Source organism: Agromyces subbeticus DSM 16689, from assembly GCF_000421565.1.
GTDB lineage: Bacteria > Actinomycetota > Actinomycetes > Actinomycetales > Microbacteriaceae > Agromyces > Agromyces subbeticus.
In genome coordinates this window covers 116,505-132,880 of sequence record NZ_ATXG01000011.1, presented here as the reverse complement: position 1 = coordinate 132,880, position 16,376 = coordinate 116,505, and the positions used below count along the sequence as shown (strand labels likewise).

Here is a 16,376-nt window from a genome sequence, read left to right as displayed (position 1 = left end):
ACCCATTGGCCATCTGGACTTGCTCCAGTTGACAAGCCTGAGCCGCTGTGCGTTACTAGGAGCGCTCACAGGCACACCGTCGTCCTTCCGGTCGCGGAGCCACGGGGCATCCCGCAATCACAGCTTTCGACAAGGAGGACGAATGCGTGCAGCATTCCGCACCGGCGCCGTGGCGACGCTGGCAGCAGCAGCGCTCATCATGACCGGCTGCTCAGCCGACACAGGGTCGGAGGGCACCGCCGACGACCCGATCGAACTCACCTACTGGGCCTGGGCGCCCAACCTCGACAAGGTCGTCGACCTCTGGAATGACGAGCATCCCGAGATCCAGGTCACGGTCAACAAGCAAGACGGCGGCGACCCGGCGATCACCAAGCTGCTCACTGCCATCAAGGCCGGCAGCGGTGCACCCGACCTGATCCAGGCCGAGTACCAGAAGATCCCGACGCTCGTCTCCTCCGACGCGCTCGCCGACCTGAGCGATGCCGGCGCGAGCGACCTCGCCGACCAGTTCAGCGACGGCACGTGGGACTCGGTCACGCTCGGCGGCGACGCGGTCTACGCGATCCCGCAAGACACCGGCCCCATGATGTTCTTCTACCGCGACGACATCTTCCAGCAGCTCGGCCTCTCGGTGCCCACCACGTGGGACGAGTACGCAGCGGTCGCCCGTGCCCTGCACGCCGCCGACCCGTCGAAGTACCTCGGCACCTTCTCGGCCAACGACGCCGGCTGGTTCGCCGGGCTCGCGCAGCAGGCGAAGTCGGAGTGGTGGTCGATCGACGGCGAGGCATGGGGCGTCGGCATCGACGAAGAGCCCACGCAGCGCGTCGCCGAGTACTGGGGCGGCCTCGTGCAAGAGGGCGTCATCGACAACAAGCCGATGTACACGCCCGAGTGGAACGCGGGCCTGAACGACGGCACGCAGGTCGGCTGGCTCGGCGCAGTGTGGGGCCCCGGCGTGCTCTCGGGCAACGCCGCCGACACCGCCGGCCTCTGGAAGGCCGCGACGCTGCCCACGTGGGGCGGCGACGCCTCGAACGGCAACTGGGGCGGCTCGTCGACCGCGGTCACCTCGCAGTCGAAGAACGTCGAGGCTGCGGTCGAGTTCGCTACGTGGCTGAACACCGACCCCGACGCCGTGCAGGCGCTCGTCACCGAAACCGGCATCTACCCGGCCTCGACGGATGCCGCGGCATCCTCCCTCACCGAAGCGCCCGAGTTCTTCAGCAACCAGGCCGACTTCTACGACGTCGCAGCGGATGCCGCAGCATCCGTGGCCCCGTTCCAGTACGGCCCGAACGTGAACGTCGCGTTCAGCGCCTACAACGACGAGTTCGCGAAGGCGGCCGAGGCGAAGACCGTCGACGCGTTCCTCGCGGCGGTCACGGCGATGCAGCAGGTCACCGTCGACGACCTCGAGTCGAGCGGCTTCACCGTCGCCGATTAGGCTCACCCGTCGGTCGAGGAGCGAGCGAAGCGAGCGTATCGAGACCCGCGAGTGGTCTCGATACGCTCCGCTCCTCGACCCGGCGTCACCATCACCCCAGGAAGGACCGAACATGACCGCCACGGTCGAAGCCGCCCCGCGCGGCGGGGCGCGACGCACGTCGCCGAAGCCCGCGAAGCGCGGGCCGGGCGCAGCACGTCGCCACCTCACGCCGTGGATGATGCTCGCCCCCGGCATCATCCTGTTCGCCCTCTTCATGGCGGCCCCGATTCTCTACACCTTCGTGCTCTCGTTCCAGAGCGAGGTCGTGCAGGGACTCGGGCTCGGCTCGGGCGCTCGCACCCGTGAGTTCGTCGGCTTCGACAACTACCTCGCGTCGCTCAGCGACCCCGAGTTCCTCGCGAGCGTCGGCCGGGTGCTGCTGTACGGGCTCATCCTCGTGCCGACGATGCTCGGGCTCGCACTGCTCTTCGCGCTGCTGCTCGATGCCCGCCGCACGGGCGCGAAGGGCTTCTCGCGGGTCTCGATCTTCCTGCCGTACGCCGTGCCGGCCGTCATCTCGTCGCTGCTCTGGGGCTTCCTCTACCTGCCGGCCGTGAGCCCCTTCTACTGGATCTTCGAACGCCTCGGCTGGGATGTGCCGTCGATGCTCTCGCCGGGCCTCGTGGTCTTCGCGATCGCGAACATCGGCCTGTGGGGCGGTGTCGGCTTCAACATGATCGTCATGTACACCTCGCTGAAGGCGGTGCCCAGCGAGATCTACGAGGCGGCCCGCATCGACGGTGCGTCAGAGGTACAGATCGCGTGGCGCATCAAGGTGCCGATCATCATGCCCGCCCTCGTCATGACGGCGCTCTTCTCGATGATCGCGACCCTGCAGGTCTTCGCCGAGCCGACCACGCTGCGTCCGCTCACGAACAGCCTCTCGACGAGCTGGTCGCCGCTCATGCTCGTGTACCGCGACGCGTTCACCCGTGACGACATCTACTCGGCCGCAGCGACATCCGTCATCATCGCGCTCGCGACCTTCGCGATCTCCTTCATCTTCCTTCGCGTCGTGCAGCGGCGCGCCTTCGGCCAGGAGGACTGAGCCATGACCGTCACCACCGAAACCCGTGCCGCCGTGCTGCACGATGTCGACGCGGCATCCGCTCGCCGTGCCGGTCGCACCGGCCGCGGCTCGAACGGCGGCGACCAGCGCGTTCCCGTCGCCGTCGGCTCGACTGCGGTGCTGCTGCTCGGCGCGCTCTACTGCCTGCTGCCGGTCGCCTGGGTGCTGATCGCGTCGACGAAGGATGCCTCCGAGCTCTTCTCGACCTTCACCTTCGCGCCGAGCACCCACTTGTGGGACAACATCGTCGCGCTCACCGAGTACCGCGACGGGCTCTACTGGCGCTGGATGCTGAACACCGCGCTCTACGCCGGCGTCGGCGCGATCATCTCGACGTACGTCTCGGCGCTGTCGGGCTACGCGCTCGCGAAGTACACCTTCCCGGGCAAGGGCGTCGTCTTCAAGGTGCTGCTCATGGGCGTGCTCGTGCCCGGCGTCATCCTCGCCATTCCGCAGTACCTGCTGCTCGCGCAGGCCGGGCTCACGAACACGTACTGGTCGGTGCTGCTGCCGCAGCTCATCAGCCCGTACGGCATCTACCTCGCGCGCATCTACGCCGCGGCCGCCGTGCCGACCGACATCATCGAGTCGGCTCGCACCGAGGGGGCGCGCGAGCTCTACATCTTCCACCGCATCGCGCTGCCGATGATGGGGCCGGGGCTCGTGACGATCTTCCTGTTCCAGTTCGTGGCGGTCTGGAACAACTTCATGCTGCCGTACATCATGCTCGGCAACGACGAGCTGTTCCCGATCACCGTGGGGCTCTCGGGGCTGCTGAACCAGGGCGCGTCGCTGCCGGCCATGTACACGCTCGTCATCACCGGGGCGTTGCTGTCGGTCGTACCGCTCATCGCACTGTTCCTCGTGCTGCAGCGGTACTGGCGCGTCGATCTCGCCGCCGGAGCCGTGAAGGCGTGAGACGTCAACGCGATCGTGCGGCGGCGGCGGCGGTCGCGGTGGCGGCGAGCGGCCTAGGCTGATCGTCGTGGCAGAGTCCTCCCAGCGTCGGCGACCGACGATCGAAGACGTCGCGCGAGAGTCGGGCGTCTCGCGCGGCACGGTGTCTCGGGTGCTCAACGGCGGGCACTGGGTCAGCCCGACCGCCGCCGAAGCCGTCGAGCGCGCCATCAAGAAGACCGGATATCGCATCAACCCGCACGCGCGGAACCTCGCGACGGCGCGCGCCAACTCGATCGCGTTCCTGCTCACCGAGCCGCACGATCGCCTCTTCGAGGACCCCAACTTCTCAGTGCTCATGCGCGCCGCCGCCGACGCGCTCGCGGCTCGCGACCTGCCGCTCGTGCTGCTCATGGCCGGCTCCGACGACGAGCAGCGCCGGGCGACCGAGTTCATCATGGCCGGTCACGTCGACGGTGCACTCCTCGTGTCGTCGCACCGCGGGCGTGAGGGGTTTCTCAAGACGCTCGTCGCCGCGGAACTGCCGGTCGTGGCGTGCGGGGTGCCGCTCGGGTACGAGCGGCGCATCGGCTACGTCGCAGCGGACGACCTCGAAGGTGCGCGCGACATGGTGGCATACCTGCGCGATGGGGGGCGCGGTGGGCTTGCGTCGGAGTCGCGGTCGGGCTCGGGCTTGAGCTCGGCGGTGCGCGGACGCTCCCGCATTGCGACGATCACCGGGCCCATGGACACGTCGGGCGGCATCGGCCGCCTCGAGGGATACCGCCAGGAACTCGGCGACGCGTTCGACGAGCGTCTCGTCGCGCAGGGCGACTACTCGCGGGCGAGTGGGGCACGAGCGATGGAGGAACTGCTCGACCGGGTGCCCGATCTCGACGCGGTCTTCGCCGCGAATGATGTGATGGCCGCCGGCGCGATGGACGTGCTGCGCGAACGCGGCGTGCGAGTGCCCGATGATGTCGCCGTGGCCGGCTTCGACGACGCGCCCATCGCGACGCGGGTCGAACCCGCGCTCACGACGATGCACCAGCCCTTCGAACGAATCGCGCACGAGATGGTGCGCATGCTGCTCGCGGTCATCGACGGAGAGCCCGCGGGGCGCATGACGTTGCCGACGGAGCTCGTGGTGCGCGAGTCGGCTTGAGCCGCGATCGGCTGGCGCTTCAGACTTCAGACACTGAGGTCTTGCCGCGGCATCCCCGAGGTCGTAGGGTCGCGTGCGACTGCGTCACTCGCCGACGAACGGAGCAGACATGGCCGCGACCGCCCTTCCCTCCAGTGGAGATGTACCCGGCGGTGATGGCGGCCCCGCTGCAGATGGATCCGCGAAGCGGTGCGACGCGAGCGGCATGGCCGAGATTCACCGCTACTTTCGCGCGGGGTTCGGCGAGGGGCGGGCGCTCGTCGAGGGCGTCGCCGAGTCGGATGTCGCGCACGCCGACGTCGTCGGCGACCACCTCGCGATGCTCTCCACGAGCCTGCACGCCCATCACGAGGGCGAAGACACGATGTTGTGGGGCACGCTCGAGGGCCGCGCGCCGTCGTGTGCCGGGCACGTCGCGCGCATGAAGCAGCAGCACGCCGAGATGCTCGTGCACCTGACCGCGCTCGATGCCGCGCTGCCTGGTTGGCGGGCAAGCGGTCGGGCGACGGATGCCGCGGGCGTGACCTCCGCCCTCGATGGCATCAACGCCGCGCTCGCCGCGCACCTCCCCGACGAGGAGCAGCACATCGTGCCCGTCATGGAGACCTCGCTCAGCCAGGCCGAGGTCGACGCGCTCGGCGCGCACGGTCGGAAGGCGACGCCGAAGGGCAAGATGTTCGTGCAGCTCGGGGCGATCCTCGCGGCGCAGCCCGACGGCGGCGCCGAGTGGCAGCGCGAGCACCTGCCGGCGCCGGTGCGACTCATCTGGCGCGTGATCGGCAGGCCGAAGTACGAGGCGAACCGGGCGGCGCTGACGGGCAGGCGCTGACGACACCTGGTGGGCGGCGACCTGAGGTCGCGCCGGGCGGTCGGCCGCGTACCCCTCCCGGACCGATCGGTGGACCCTCGGGATCACTGCACTCCCGACTCACGTCGTGCGAACGCGGCGAACACACGCGCGAACTCGGGTTCTGGCGCGAACTACTCCTCGACGCCGGGATCGCCGCCGTCCAGGCCGCCGTCGGTGGAGTCGGTCAGCGGTTCGCTGCTCGTGGGTGCACCCGGCGTGTCCTTGTCGGCCGGTTCGGTCGCCGGAGCGGGTTCTTTCTTCCCGTCCGCCTGGTTCCCGTCGCTTTCCCGCGCGCCCGCGGCGTTCTTCACGTCTTCGGGCGTCGGTGCTGATCCATCGGGAGTGGTCGAGTCGGTCATCGTCGTTGCTCCTTCGGTGAACGGACGATCGATGGCACGCGCCACCGATCAACTGCTCTTCCAGCGTCGCGCGGGTCGAGGCGATGGCGGTAGGGGTTGACAGGCCGAGTCATCCGCTCGCCCATGAAGTCCGATTCCCGCGACCAGCGACGGCGCTGCCGGCGCGCGTTGGAGAGATGATGGAGACATGACCCGCCGCCACGCCACCCTGACGACGTCGCTCGGCGACCTGTTGGTCGTCGCCGACGGCGATGCGCTGGCCGGCATCTACTTCGAGGGGCACTGGCACCCGCCGGCGGCCGACTCGATCGGCGTCGAGGTCGAAGCGCGCGGCGATACACTCGTCAGCCGGTTCGGCCGGCAACTCGACGAGTACCTCGCTGGCAAGCGCAGCGCGTTCGATCTGCCGATGGCACCGATCGGCGACGAGTTCCAACTGGCGGTGTGGGCGATGCTCCGCGACATCCCGCACGGCGCAACGACCAGTTACGGCGAGCTCGCGGTGCGCCTCGGTGACCGCAACCTCGCCCGACGCGTCGGCAACGCCGTCGGCCGCAACCCCATCAGCATCGTCGTGCCGTGCCATCGCGTCGTCGGTGCCGACGGCTCGCTCACGGGCTACGCCGGCGGCCTCGAGCGCAAGCGGATGCTCCTCGAACTCGAGGGCGCTGCTATCGTCGCCCAGGCTCGGCTCTTCTAGTTCCCCGGTGTCAGTGGCCCATGCGATCGTGCTGACATGGCAACCCACCAGCACCGTATTCCGTTGAGCATCGACTACATCGAGATCTCCGTCACCGATATGGCGAACGCCCAGGCCTTCTACGGCGCGGCATTCGGCTGGCAGTTCACCTCGTACGGCGACGCCTATGCCGGCATCCGCACCGCAGCCGAGGTCGAGGGCGAAGAGGCCGGCGGTCTTGCGCTCGCCGACGAGGTCACGCCCGGCGGGCCCCTCGTGCTGCTCTACAGCGACGATCTCGATGGCACAGTCGTCGCGGTGACCGACGCCGGCGGTGAGGTTGTGAGCGGCCCCTACGAGTTCCCGGGAGGTCGGCGGTTCCACTTCACCGATCCGAGCGGCAATGAGCTCGGCGTCTGGTCCGAGCGCTAACGGTACGAGCCGTGGCCGCGGGCAGGCGGTCTCCCCCTCCTGATCGCCACGGCCTAGCATGGCCGCATGCCTGAGCGCTTCGCCACCGTTGCCGACTACCTCGACGCCCAACCGCAAGCGAGGCGTGCCGACATCGAGTCGATGCGCGCCGTCGTGCGTGAGGCCGACCCCTCGCTCACCGAGGTCGTCAAGTGGAACTCACCGAACTACATCCTCGACGGTGTGGACCGTCTCACGGTCAACGCGGCCGGCAAGGGCCCGGTGCGACTCATCCTGCACTTCGGCACCGAACGCGAAGAAGACAAGGGCGCTGCCTCGAGCTTCACCGGCGATCCCGATGGCCTGCTCACCTGGCATTCCGACATCAGGGCGAGCCTTCCGCTGCCGGCCGATGACGATCTCGCCGCGAAACGCCCCGCGATCGTCTGGGTGATCCGGGCGTGGCTCGCCGAGCCGTAAACAGCGGCTCAGCAGAGCCAGAGCCCGCGGGGCCGGCGGGGCGGGTAACGGCGCAACCGCCGTCACCCGCCCGCACTCGACTCCTCAGTCCTGCAGGTACGCCAGGATCCGGCCGACCGCATCGGCTCGAGCGGCGTCCGATTCGAGCTGCTCGAGACCGAAGCCGAGCATGATCGAGTCGGCCGCGCGCACCGCGGAGACCACGCCGCCGAGCCCGCGCGTGCGCTCGAAGTCGCTCGCGTTGCCCGGGCTCGTCTCGGGCGCACCGGGCACCGTCCACGCGCCGAGCCCCGACTCGAAGCCCTCGGCCTCGGTCGGCACGCCCGCCACCTCGAGGCTCGTATCGTCGACGATCAGCCCGGTCTCACCCGTGAACGGGTCGGTCACGTAGCTGACGACGATCTCGACCTGCTGGCCGGCGAACGCGCTGAGGTCGAACGACACCGGCACCCAGCCGTTCGACGATGCGGTGAACGAGTTCCACTGACCGCTCGACCCGGTGGGCGTGCACGGGTCGCCGACCGTCAGGTAGTGCTCGAGTTGCGGATGCTCGTCGACGAAGAACCCGGCCTCGCACTCGGCGGGAACGTCGGAGGTCGTGCCGCCGTTCGCGTCGGCGAGCGTCGTCCAGGCATCCGTGCCCACCTGACGCGCCTCGACGATCACGTGGTCGTAGGCCTCCTCGGTCGAGAAGGAGAACTGCGCCTCGAATGCCGGGGCATCCGCCGCCGTCACGGTCGACAGGTCGTACGTGCGTGCCAGGCGCTGGTACCCGTCGTCGATGTGCGTCGCGGCCATCGCCCACTCGCCCTCGACCGCGATGAACGGACCCTGCGGGTCGAGGTAGTCGGCGATCGCCGAGCTCTCGAACTGCGGGAACTCGTCGGCCGGTAGAACCTCGCTCGTCGGAATCAGCGCGCCCGCCTCATTCACGGGGTTGTCGGATGTCGCGGGGCCGCCGAACAGCGACTCGAATCCGCCGAACGGGTCGGCGGTGCCGAGCACGCCGCCCGCCGCGAGCGGCGTGCGATTGTTGGCGCCGAGCCAGTACTGCGTGAAGTCGTCGGCGTAGAGCAGGCAGTCGCTGAAGAGGTCTTCGGTGACCGCGCACGGCGCTTCGGGCGCACCATTCAGGCCGTAGTAGAGGCCGCCGAGCGTGCCCGCGAGCACCCCGTAATAGCCGGTCGTCTCTCCCGCATAGGCGAGCTTGCCGCCCTCGTTCATGAAGTCGCGCACCGCGATCGTGAGGTACTGCGTGCGCTCGGCGACCGAGAGATCGGGCAGCGCGCCGCTGCCCACTTCGGTCAACTCGTCTTCGGGGTCTTGCGTCAGACGATTGTCGCCGAGGTACCAGAGCACGGTGTCGTAGTGCCCGAGCACGGCGAGGTCGTGCGGCACGCCCTGTGCGTCGACATCCCAGACATCGGGGGTGACGCCGTTCGCCTCGAGGGCGGCGACGTGCTCGTCGAGGTACTTCGGTGCGTTCGTGCCCGCCGGATACGTCGGGTTCACTCCCGTGTAATCCTCGTTCGCGATCACGAGCGCCTCGGTGCCGGTGTCTTGCGCGAGCGTGTACGTGAAGTGCTCGCTCTCGATCTTGCGCACCTTCTCGCCCTTCAACAGGTCGCGGATCGACGGGAAGGCAGAGAACCACACCTCGACCGTGTCGCCCGGTGATGCGCCGCGCACGGTGCCGCGGTACTCGGCGAAGTAGTCATCATTCTCATCGCCGTAGCGTTCGCCGCCCTGCCATTCCTTGACGAGGGCGACCTGGGTGCGACCGCCGTTGATGCGGTAGCTCATGAACTTCGCGAGCAGGTCGCGCTTGGCGACGACGGCCACGGGCTGGGAGTCGCCGTACGAGACGTCGAACGTGTCGACCGTGAAGTCGGCCGCCTCGCGGTCGACGACCGAGACCGGGTCGTTCGGGTCGAGCGCCGACTCCGCGACCGAGAGCGCGAACGGCACGTTCTTCTCGAACTCGGTCTGGATCAGCTCTTCGTCATCGGGGAAGTTGAAGCCGCTCTCGCAATCGGCGGCCTCCCACTCGTCGTCGGGCACCGAATCGGATGCTGATTCGCACGTCGCCATCTCGGGCGTGAAGCCGAGCGTGCCGTGCGCCTCCTGCATGTGCGAGTCCGTGTCGCCGTTCGTCACGTAGAGCTCGGCCGAGATGTCGGGGTCGTAGCCCGGCACCGCGGGGTTCGCGTCGTCGCCGACCATCGCCTCGTAGATCACGTCGTCGGGCGACGGGGTCGCCACTTGCCAGCCGATGCCGTGCAGCAGCAGTTCGGCGGCAGAGTGGTAGTTGATCAGGAACTCGGGCGTGATGCGGTCGAACAGCGAGTCGAGTGCTTGAGTCTCGGGTTCGGATGCCGGCGCGGGGCCGCGATAGGTGTCGCTCGCCGGGTTCGGCGACGAGCCCTCGTTGTCGTATCCCCAGCGGGTCGGGTAGTTGCGGTTCAGGTCGACGCCGTCGCCCACCGTGGTGATGCCGTCGCCGTTGTTGTCGCGCAGGTTCTTGCGCCAGAGCCGCTGATCCTCCTCGAAGGTGAAGTCGTAGCCGTCAGGGTTCGCGACGGGGATGAACCACATCTCGGTGGAGTTCACGAGCTCGGTGATCTTCGGGTCCGAGCCGTAGCCGTTCAGCACCTGGTCGAGCAGGCGTCGCACCATCTCGGGCGTGATCCACTCGCGCGCGTGCTGCGCGCCCATGAACACCGTCGCCGGCCGCTTGCCGTCTTTCGTGCGAGCGGGGTTCTTCGTCACGCGCACGGCGGTGATGTCCTGCCCCATGACGGTCTGGCCGATCACCTCGAGCTCGGCGATCGTCGGATGCGCCGCGGCTTGCGACTGCAGTTCCTCCTGCAGCCCGCCCGCGCCGGCGTAGCGCCGGAACACCGTCGGGTCGACCTGCAACGAGCGCCTCGCGGCATCCGGAGTCTTCTGTTCCAACGCCGTGCCGGTCTCGGCGAGTGCCGCTGCCTGCTCGCCCGAGATGATCACCTCGACGGCGAGTTCGTTCGGATCGCCGTCGACCGGTGCCGCGACGATGTCGTGCCGGTCGATGCCGAGGTCGACGATCGCGGCGAGCCCGTCGGCGTCGACGGTGCCCGTATAGACCGCGAGATGGTCGTCGGCCGCCGGTGGCGGTGGCGCCGCGCCGGCCGGAGCTGCGCTGATGGCGGTGACGAGCAGCGCCGCCGCGGTGGCGACGGCGAGCTGACGAATGGTGCGAGCGTGGAACACGATGTACCCCCTTGTACATTCACGAACCAGATGCGGTCACGAACCTTCCTCATCTTTCTCGCCGAGCATCGGCTCGTCAAGGGGCCCGGTCGTCCGGCGGTCGCCCCGACGCGTGCGAGGCTGCTCGAGCCCGAGATGCACGCGCGTACGACGGCGCTCGAAGATGACGAACCCGGCGCCGAGGAGCCACAGTGGCACTTGGGTGAGGAACGCGAGCCGGAACGCCTCGAGGGTGTAGGTGTCGGGGGTGCCCGCGCCCTGGGCATCCATCGCGATGCCGATGAGCAGGATGGCGAGCAGCGCGGCGAGGAAGCCGCCGACGTTGACGATGCCGGTCGCGGTGCTGAGGCGGTGGCGCGGGTTGTAGGTGCGAGCGTGATCGAAGCCGATCATCGATGCCGGCCCGCCGAGGCTCAGGGCGAGGGCCAGCACGAAGAGCAGCCACAGCGGCGCCGAGTCCGGCCACGCGATCACGGCGAGCCAGGCGGCCATCTGGATGGCGACGATCGGCAGCACGAGCATGCGCGAGCGCCGCATCGGGTGCCGGCTCGAGAGCGCACCGATGACGGGGCCGACCAGCATGCCGGCGACGACGTAGATCGTGAAGATGAGCGAGGCCATCGCGGGGGAGAGGCCCTCGCCGACCGTGAGGAACGGGAACCCCCACAGCAGCATGAACGCGGTGCCCGAGAACGGGGTCGTGAAGTGCGACCAGAACGCGAGCCGCGTCGCGGGGTGCGCCCACGACTCGCGGAACCCCTTGCGCAGGTCGGCCGATGACGTCACGGCGTGCATCGCACCGGTCGCGGTGTCGACGCTCACGTCGGCGGCGAGCCCGGGTGGTCGGTTGCGGATCACGGCGAACGTCAGCACCGTGAAGAGCACACCGAGGCCGGCGAGACTGCCGAACGCGACGGTCCAGCTCGTCGCGTGCAGCAGTGCCGCCATCGGCAGAATCGCGAGCAGCTGCCCCGATTGCCCGACGATGCCCGTCAGCTGCACCATGAACGGCGCGCGCTTCTCGGGGAACCACACCGCGACCACGCGCAGCACGCTCGGGAAGATCGCGGCGTCGCCCGCGCCCAGCAGCATGCGGGCGAAGATCGCCGTGCCGACATCGGGCGCGAACGCCATCACGAGCTGGCCGATGGCCATGAGGAACATGCCGGCTGTGATGATCGGTCGCGCACCGAAGCGATCGAGCAGGATGCCGACCGGAATCTGCATCGCGCCGTAGACGAAGAGCTGGATGACCGCGAACATCGACAGCGTCGAGGCATCCGCATCGAAGCGCACGGCCGCGTCGACGCCGACCGCGGCGAGCGAGGTGCGGTTCGTCACCGACAGCATGTAGGCCGCGACCCCGACACCCCACACCAGCCAGAGCCGCCACGGGCGGGCCGGCGGAGGCAGTGTCGTCACGTCTCCAGCGTATCCGAGCGCCTCTGCCCGACCGGGCCTGCGGAACGCACCGTGAAACACGAGACGCCCGCCCGAATCAGTGATTCGGGCGGGCGTCTCATCGAGCGTTTCGAACTACGACCGCGGTGCTTCCGAGCCGGAATCCGATCCGGACGCCGAGCCCGCGGCCGAGCCCGAAGCCGAGCCGCTGCCGGCGCCTGCTCCGCCATCGGCGATGCTCTCGGCTTCGCCGAATCCGCCCATGCCTCCGGCGACGTTCGGTGCCGCGACCGTCGCCGCGGTCAGCGCCGATTCGACGCCGTCATGCTCGCCCTCGTCGCCACCCTCAGCGCCATCGGCCGACGACACGACCGTGCCGTCTTCGGCCGCGAGTTCGGCGTCGATGTCGGTCGCCGCCTGCTCGAACTGCGAGTTGTACAGGCGGTAGTAGGCGCCCTTCGCCGCGATGAGCTCGTCGTGGTTGCCCTTCTCGACGATGTCGCCGTGCTCCATCACGAGGATGAGGTCGGCGTCGCGGATCGTCGAGAGACGGTGCGCGATCACGAACGACGTGCGCCCCTCGCGGAGCGCCGCCATCGCGTGCTGCAGCAACAGCTCGGTGCGGGTGTCGACCGACGAGGTCGCCTCGTCGAGGATCAGCACCGACGGCTGCGCCACGAACGCACGGGCGATCGTGATGAGCTGCTTCTCACCCGCCGAGACGTTGGAGGCGTCTTCGTCGAGCACGGTGTCGTAACCGTCGGGCAGCGAGTGCACGAAACGGTCGACGTACGTCGCCTGCGCGGCCGCGAGCACCTCTTCGTCGGTCGCCGTCTGGCGACCGTACCGGATGTTCTCGCGGATCGTGCCGGCGAACAGCCACGGGTCCTGCAGCACCATGCCGGTGCGGTCGCGCACATCGCGACGCGTCAGGTCGGCGATGTTCTGCCCGTCGAGCAGGATGCGCCCGCCGTCGAGCTCGTAGAACCGCATGATGAGATTCACGAGCGTCGTCTTGCCGGCACCCGTCGGCCCGACGATCGCGACCGTCTGCCCGGGCTCCACCCGGAACGACAGGTCGGTGATCAGCGGGCGCTCGGGGGTGTACGAGAACGACACGTGCTCGAACTCGATCGTGCCGTCGCCGTCGACCGGCGCCGGGGCATCCGCTGCATCGGGCTCTTGCTCTTCGGCGTCGAGCAGTTCGAAGACCCGCTCGGCCGAGGCGGTGCCCGACTGCACGACCGCTGCCATGCCGCCCAGTTCCGAGAGCGGCTGCGTGAACTGCTGCGAGTACTGGATGAACGCCTGCACATCACCGAGGCGCAGCTGGCCGGTCGTGACCATGAGCCCGCCGAGCACCGCGATGCCGACGTACGTCAGGTTTCCGATGAACATCATGCCGGGCATGATGATGCCCGAGAGGAACTGCGCCTTGAAGGAGGCCTCGAACAGCTCCTGGTTCTCCTTCTTGAAGGCCTCGCGCGACGTCTCTTCGCGACCGAAGACCTTGACGAGCGCGTGACCCGAGAACGACTCTTCGACGCGAGCGTTCAGGCGGCCGACCTTGCGCCACTGGATGCCGAAGGCCTTCTGCGACTTCGGACCGATGACGCCGAAGATCACGGCCATGAGCGGCAGCGAGACGAGGGCGACGAGCGCGAGCTGCCACGAGATCGAGAACATCATGATCATCACGCCGATGACCGTGAGCACCGAGGTGACCACCGTCGACAGCGACTGCTGCATCGCCTGTGTGATGTTGTCGATGTCGTTCGTGACCCGCGAGATCAGCTCACCGCGCTGCACCTTGTCGAAGTAGCTCAGCGGCAGACGGTTGATCTTCGCCTCGACCGACTCGCGCAGGCGCCACATGGTCTTCACCATGACGATGTTGATCACGTAGCCCTGCAGCCAGGTGAGCACGGAGGCCAGGAAGTACAGCCCGAGCACCAGCACGATGACCTGACTGAGGGCGACGAAGTCGACGCCCGCCCCGACCTGGAAGTTGTCCATGGCCGCGACCATGTTCGCGAAGTCGGTCTGACCTGACGCGCGCAGCGCCTCGACCACATCGGCCTGCGGGGTGCCCGCCGGGAACTGCGCGCCGAGCCCCGCGGAGGCGACGCCCTCGAAGATGATGTTCGTCGCCTCGCCGAGCACCTTCGGTGCGAGCACCGTGAGCACGACGCCGAGTGCGCCGAGGATCGACACGAAGATGAACGCGAAGGCGTGCGGCTTCAGCAGGCCGATCAATCGGCCGAAGCTCTGACCGAAGTTCTTCGCCTTACCCGGTGCGACCGCACCGCTCCAGTCGTCGGCGTTGATGCGCGCCTGCTCGCCGAGCTCGATCTCGAGTTGCTCTTCAGCTGTCAGCTTGGTGTCGTTGCTCATGCGCTTGCCTCCACTCCGAGCTGGCTTTCGACGATCTCGCGGTAGGTGCTGCTCGACTCGAGCAACTGCTCGTGCGTGCCGATGCCCACCATGCCGCCGTCGTCGAGCACGACGATGCGGTCGGCGTCGGTGATGGTCGACACGCGCTGTGCCACGACGATCTTCGTCACCTGCGGCAACTCCCTCCAGAGTGCTTGCCTGAGTCTGGCGTCGGTCGTGAGATCGAGCGCCGAGAACGAGTCGTCGAACACGAGGATGCCGGGGTTGTGCACGATCGCACGGGCGATCGCGAGCCGCTGGCGCTGGCCACCCGAGACGTTGGTGCCGCCCTGCGAGATCTTCGCGTCGAGGCCGCCCTCCATCTCTTCGACGAAGTCGCGACCCTGGGCGATCTCGAGTGCGTGCCACAGCTCTTCATCGGTGGCCTCTTCGCGCCCGAACCGCAGGTTCGACGCGACGGTGCCGCTGAAGAGGAACGGACGCTGCGGCACGAGGCCGATCGTCGACCACAAGTGTTCGAGGTCGGCTTCGCGCACGTCGACGCCGTTGACCTTGACGCTGCCGCCGGTCACGTCGAAGAGGCGGGGGATCAGCGAGATGAGCGTCGTCTTGCCGGCGCCGGTCGAGCCGACGATCGCGACGGTCTCGCCCGGTGCTGCCGAGAAGGTGATGCCCGACAGCACTGGGTGCTGCGCGCCGGGGTAGGTGAACTCGGCGTCGGCGAACTCGACGGTGCCGGGCGTCGGCAGCTCGGTCACGGGGTTCTCGGGCCGCACGAGCGACGTGTCTGCGTCGAGCACCTCGGAGATGCGCTCGGCCGAGACGGCGGCGCGCGGGATCATCATCGTCATGAAGCTCGCCATGAGCACACCCGTGAGGATGAGCATGACGTACTGCATGAACGCGAAGAGCGTGCCGATCTGCACGGTGCCCGCGTCGACCTCGATCGCACCGAACCAGACGACGCCCACGACGGTGACGTTCAGGATCAGCATGAAGAGGGGGAAGAGCAGCACGAAGAGCGAACCGACCTTGCGGCCGACGACGAGGATGTCGGTGTTCGCGCCGCGGAAGCGCTCTTCTTCGATGGGCTCGCGCACGAAGGCGCGAACCACCCGGATGCCGGTGAGCTGCTCGCGCATGATGCGGTTCACGTTGTCGAGCTTCGTCTGGTAGCTCCGGAACAGCGGCACCATGCGGCCGATGATGAGCACGGCGACGACGAGCAGGACCGGCACCGCGACCGCGATGATCCACGAGAGGCCGACGTCTTGCTGCAGGGCCATGATGATGCCGCCGATCGCGAGGATCGGCGCGGTCACGAGGAACGTGCCGCCCATCATCGCGAGCATCTGCACCTGCTGCACGTCGTTGGTGTTGCGCGTGATGAGTGAGCCGGGGCCGAAGACCGAGACTTCGCGTTCGGAGAAGGTCGAGACCCGCTCGAACACGTCGTCGCGGATATCGCGGCCGGCCTTCATCGCTGCACGCGCGGCGAAGTAGGTGGCGATGATCGACGCGGTGATCTGCCCGAGGGAGATCACCAGCATCAGCGAGCCGGTCGACCAGATGTACGCGGTGTCGCCCTTGGCGACGCCGTTGTCGATGATCGCCGCGTTGAGGCTCGGCAGATTGAACGTGGCCAGTGCCGAGACGAACTGGAAGACCAGCACGCCGAGCAGGAGCCACTTATAGGGTTTGAGGTAACGGACGAGGATTTTTCCGAGCATGGCGTCTCCAGTGCGAGGAGTCAGTGAATCGAGCGGATGCCGCAGGCGCGACGCATTCATGCGCGCACGACGACGGCGACCAGAGCACCTGCACCCTGTCGCTCGACCTGCAGCATCGCACCCCCGTACGACATTGCAGCGATTCAGCCTCACATGGTAAGGAATCCGACGCAAGCGCAACGGGGCATCCGTGGGGCGCG

The 16,376-nt window shown here is 68.3% G+C and carries 13 protein-coding genes; 8 read left to right on the top strand and 5 right to left on the bottom strand.

The annotated features are described in order from the left end of the window. Positions 1–142: 142 nt before the first annotated feature. From H521_RS0114795 to H521_RS0114775, 5 genes are all read left to right on the top strand, one after another. Positions 143–1,450 carry an ABC transporter substrate-binding protein gene (locus H521_RS0114795; protein WP_022893807.1) on the top strand — a complete coding sequence of 436 codons (1,308 nt, stop codon included), beginning with the start codon at positions 143–145 and terminating at the stop codon, positions 1,448–1,450. Between the two features lie 112 nt (positions 1,451–1,562). Next, complete coding sequence (locus tag H521_RS0114790; protein WP_022893806.1) at positions 1,563–2,540, top strand: carbohydrate ABC transporter permease; 978 nt, start codon at positions 1,563–1,565, stop codon at positions 2,538–2,540. 3 nt (positions 2,541–2,543) lie between these two features. Further along, complete coding sequence (locus tag H521_RS0114785; protein ID WP_022893805.1) at positions 2,544–3,479, top strand: carbohydrate ABC transporter permease; 936 nt, start codon at positions 2,544–2,546, stop codon at positions 3,477–3,479. A 67-nt stretch (positions 3,480–3,546) separates the two neighbouring features. Next, positions 3,547–4,623 carry a LacI family DNA-binding transcriptional regulator gene (locus H521_RS0114780; protein ID WP_022893804.1) on the top strand — a complete coding sequence of 359 codons (1,077 nt, stop codon included), beginning with the start codon at positions 3,547–3,549 and terminating at the stop codon, positions 4,621–4,623. A 205-nt stretch (positions 4,624–4,828) separates the two neighbouring features. Continuing rightward, a complete protein-coding gene (locus H521_RS0114775) occupies positions 4,829–5,452 on the top strand; it encodes a hemerythrin domain-containing protein (RefSeq protein WP_022893803.1) in 624 nt (207 codons plus the stop codon). Positions 5,453–5,604: 152 nt separating this feature from the next. Here the strand turns inward: H521_RS0114775 and H521_RS0114770 are convergent, their stop codons facing one another. After that, a complete protein-coding gene (locus tag H521_RS0114770) occupies positions 5,605–5,832 on the bottom strand; it encodes a hypothetical protein (protein ID WP_156891473.1) in 228 nt (75 codons plus the stop codon). A 187-nt stretch (positions 5,833–6,019) separates the two neighbouring features. Here H521_RS0114770 and H521_RS0114765 point away from each other — a divergent pair, with 187 nt between their 5' ends. The 3 genes from H521_RS0114765 to H521_RS23640 all read left to right on the top strand — a co-directional run bounded on the left by H521_RS0114765 (position 6,020) and on the right by H521_RS23640 (position 7,402). After that, complete coding sequence (locus tag H521_RS0114765) at positions 6,020–6,532, top strand: methylated-DNA--[protein]-cysteine S-methyltransferase (protein ID WP_022893801.1); 513 nt, start codon at positions 6,020–6,022, stop codon at positions 6,530–6,532. Between the two features lie 36 nt (positions 6,533–6,568). Then, the gene (locus H521_RS0114760) at positions 6,569–6,943 is read left to right on the top strand and encodes a VOC family protein (protein ID WP_026482322.1); all 375 of its coding nucleotides are present in this window, start codon (positions 6,569–6,571) and stop codon (positions 6,941–6,943) included. Between the two features lie 66 nt (positions 6,944–7,009). Further along, on the top strand, positions 7,010–7,402 hold the full coding sequence (locus tag H521_RS23640; RefSeq protein WP_022893799.1) for a DUF1801 domain-containing protein: 393 nt from the start codon (positions 7,010–7,012) through the stop codon (positions 7,400–7,402). Positions 7,403–7,486: 84 nt separating this feature from the next. Here the strand turns inward: H521_RS23640 and H521_RS0114750 are convergent, their stop codons facing one another. The 4 genes from H521_RS0114750 to H521_RS0114735 form a co-directional block, all read right to left on the bottom strand. Next, entirely contained in the window at positions 7,487–10,651 is a 3,165-nt protein-coding gene (locus tag H521_RS0114750) for a M14 family metallopeptidase (RefSeq protein WP_022893798.1), read from the bottom strand. A gap of 36 nt (positions 10,652–10,687) precedes the next feature. After that, positions 10,688–12,073 (bottom strand): MFS transporter, encoded by a 1,386-nt coding sequence (locus tag H521_RS23635; protein ID WP_022893797.1) that lies wholly within the window; start codon positions 12,071–12,073, stop codon positions 10,688–10,690. Between the two features lie 114 nt (positions 12,074–12,187). After that, a complete protein-coding gene (locus H521_RS23630) occupies positions 12,188–14,446 on the bottom strand; it encodes an ABC transporter ATP-binding protein (RefSeq protein ID WP_022893796.1) in 2,259 nt (752 codons plus the stop codon). Then, entirely contained in the window at positions 14,443–16,176 is a 1,734-nt protein-coding gene (locus tag H521_RS0114735; RefSeq protein ID WP_022893795.1) for an ABC transporter ATP-binding protein, read from the bottom strand. Before H521_RS0114735 ends, H521_RS23630 begins: the two co-directional genes overlap by 4 nt. Positions 16,177–16,376 lie beyond the last annotated feature (200 nt).

Excerpts from the sequence above, each read along its gene's own strand:
- H521_RS0114795 (WP_022893807.1), top strand. The coding sequence starts at position 143 with ATGCGTGCAGCATTCCGCACCGGCGCCGTGGCGACGCTGGCAGCAGCA.
- H521_RS0114790 (WP_022893806.1), top strand. The coding sequence starts at position 1,563 with ATGACCGCCACGGTCGAAGCCGCCCCGCGCGGCGGGGCGCGACGCACG.
- H521_RS0114785 (WP_022893805.1), top strand. The coding sequence starts at position 2,544 with ATGACCGTCACCACCGAAACCCGTGCCGCCGTGCTGCACGATGTCGAC.
- H521_RS0114775 (WP_022893803.1), top strand. The coding sequence starts at position 4,829 with ATGGCCGAGATTCACCGCTACTTTCGCGCGGGGTTCGGCGAGGGGCGG.
- H521_RS0114770 (WP_156891473.1), bottom strand. The coding sequence starts at position 5,832 with ATGACCGACTCGACCACTCCCGATGGATCAGCACCGACGCCCGAAGAC.
- H521_RS0114765 (WP_022893801.1), top strand. The coding sequence starts at position 6,020 with ATGACCCGCCGCCACGCCACCCTGACGACGTCGCTCGGCGACCTGTTG.
- H521_RS0114760 (WP_026482322.1), top strand. The coding sequence starts at position 6,569 with ATGGCAACCCACCAGCACCGTATTCCGTTGAGCATCGACTACATCGAG.
- H521_RS23640 (WP_022893799.1), top strand. The coding sequence starts at position 7,010 with ATGCCTGAGCGCTTCGCCACCGTTGCCGACTACCTCGACGCCCAACCG.
- H521_RS23630 (WP_022893796.1), bottom strand. The coding sequence starts at position 14,446 with ATGAGCAACGACACCAAGCTGACAGCTGAAGAGCAACTCGAGATCGAG.
- H521_RS0114735 (WP_022893795.1), bottom strand. The coding sequence starts at position 16,176 with ATGCTCGGAAAAATCCTCGTCCGTTACCTCAAACCCTATAAGTGGCTC.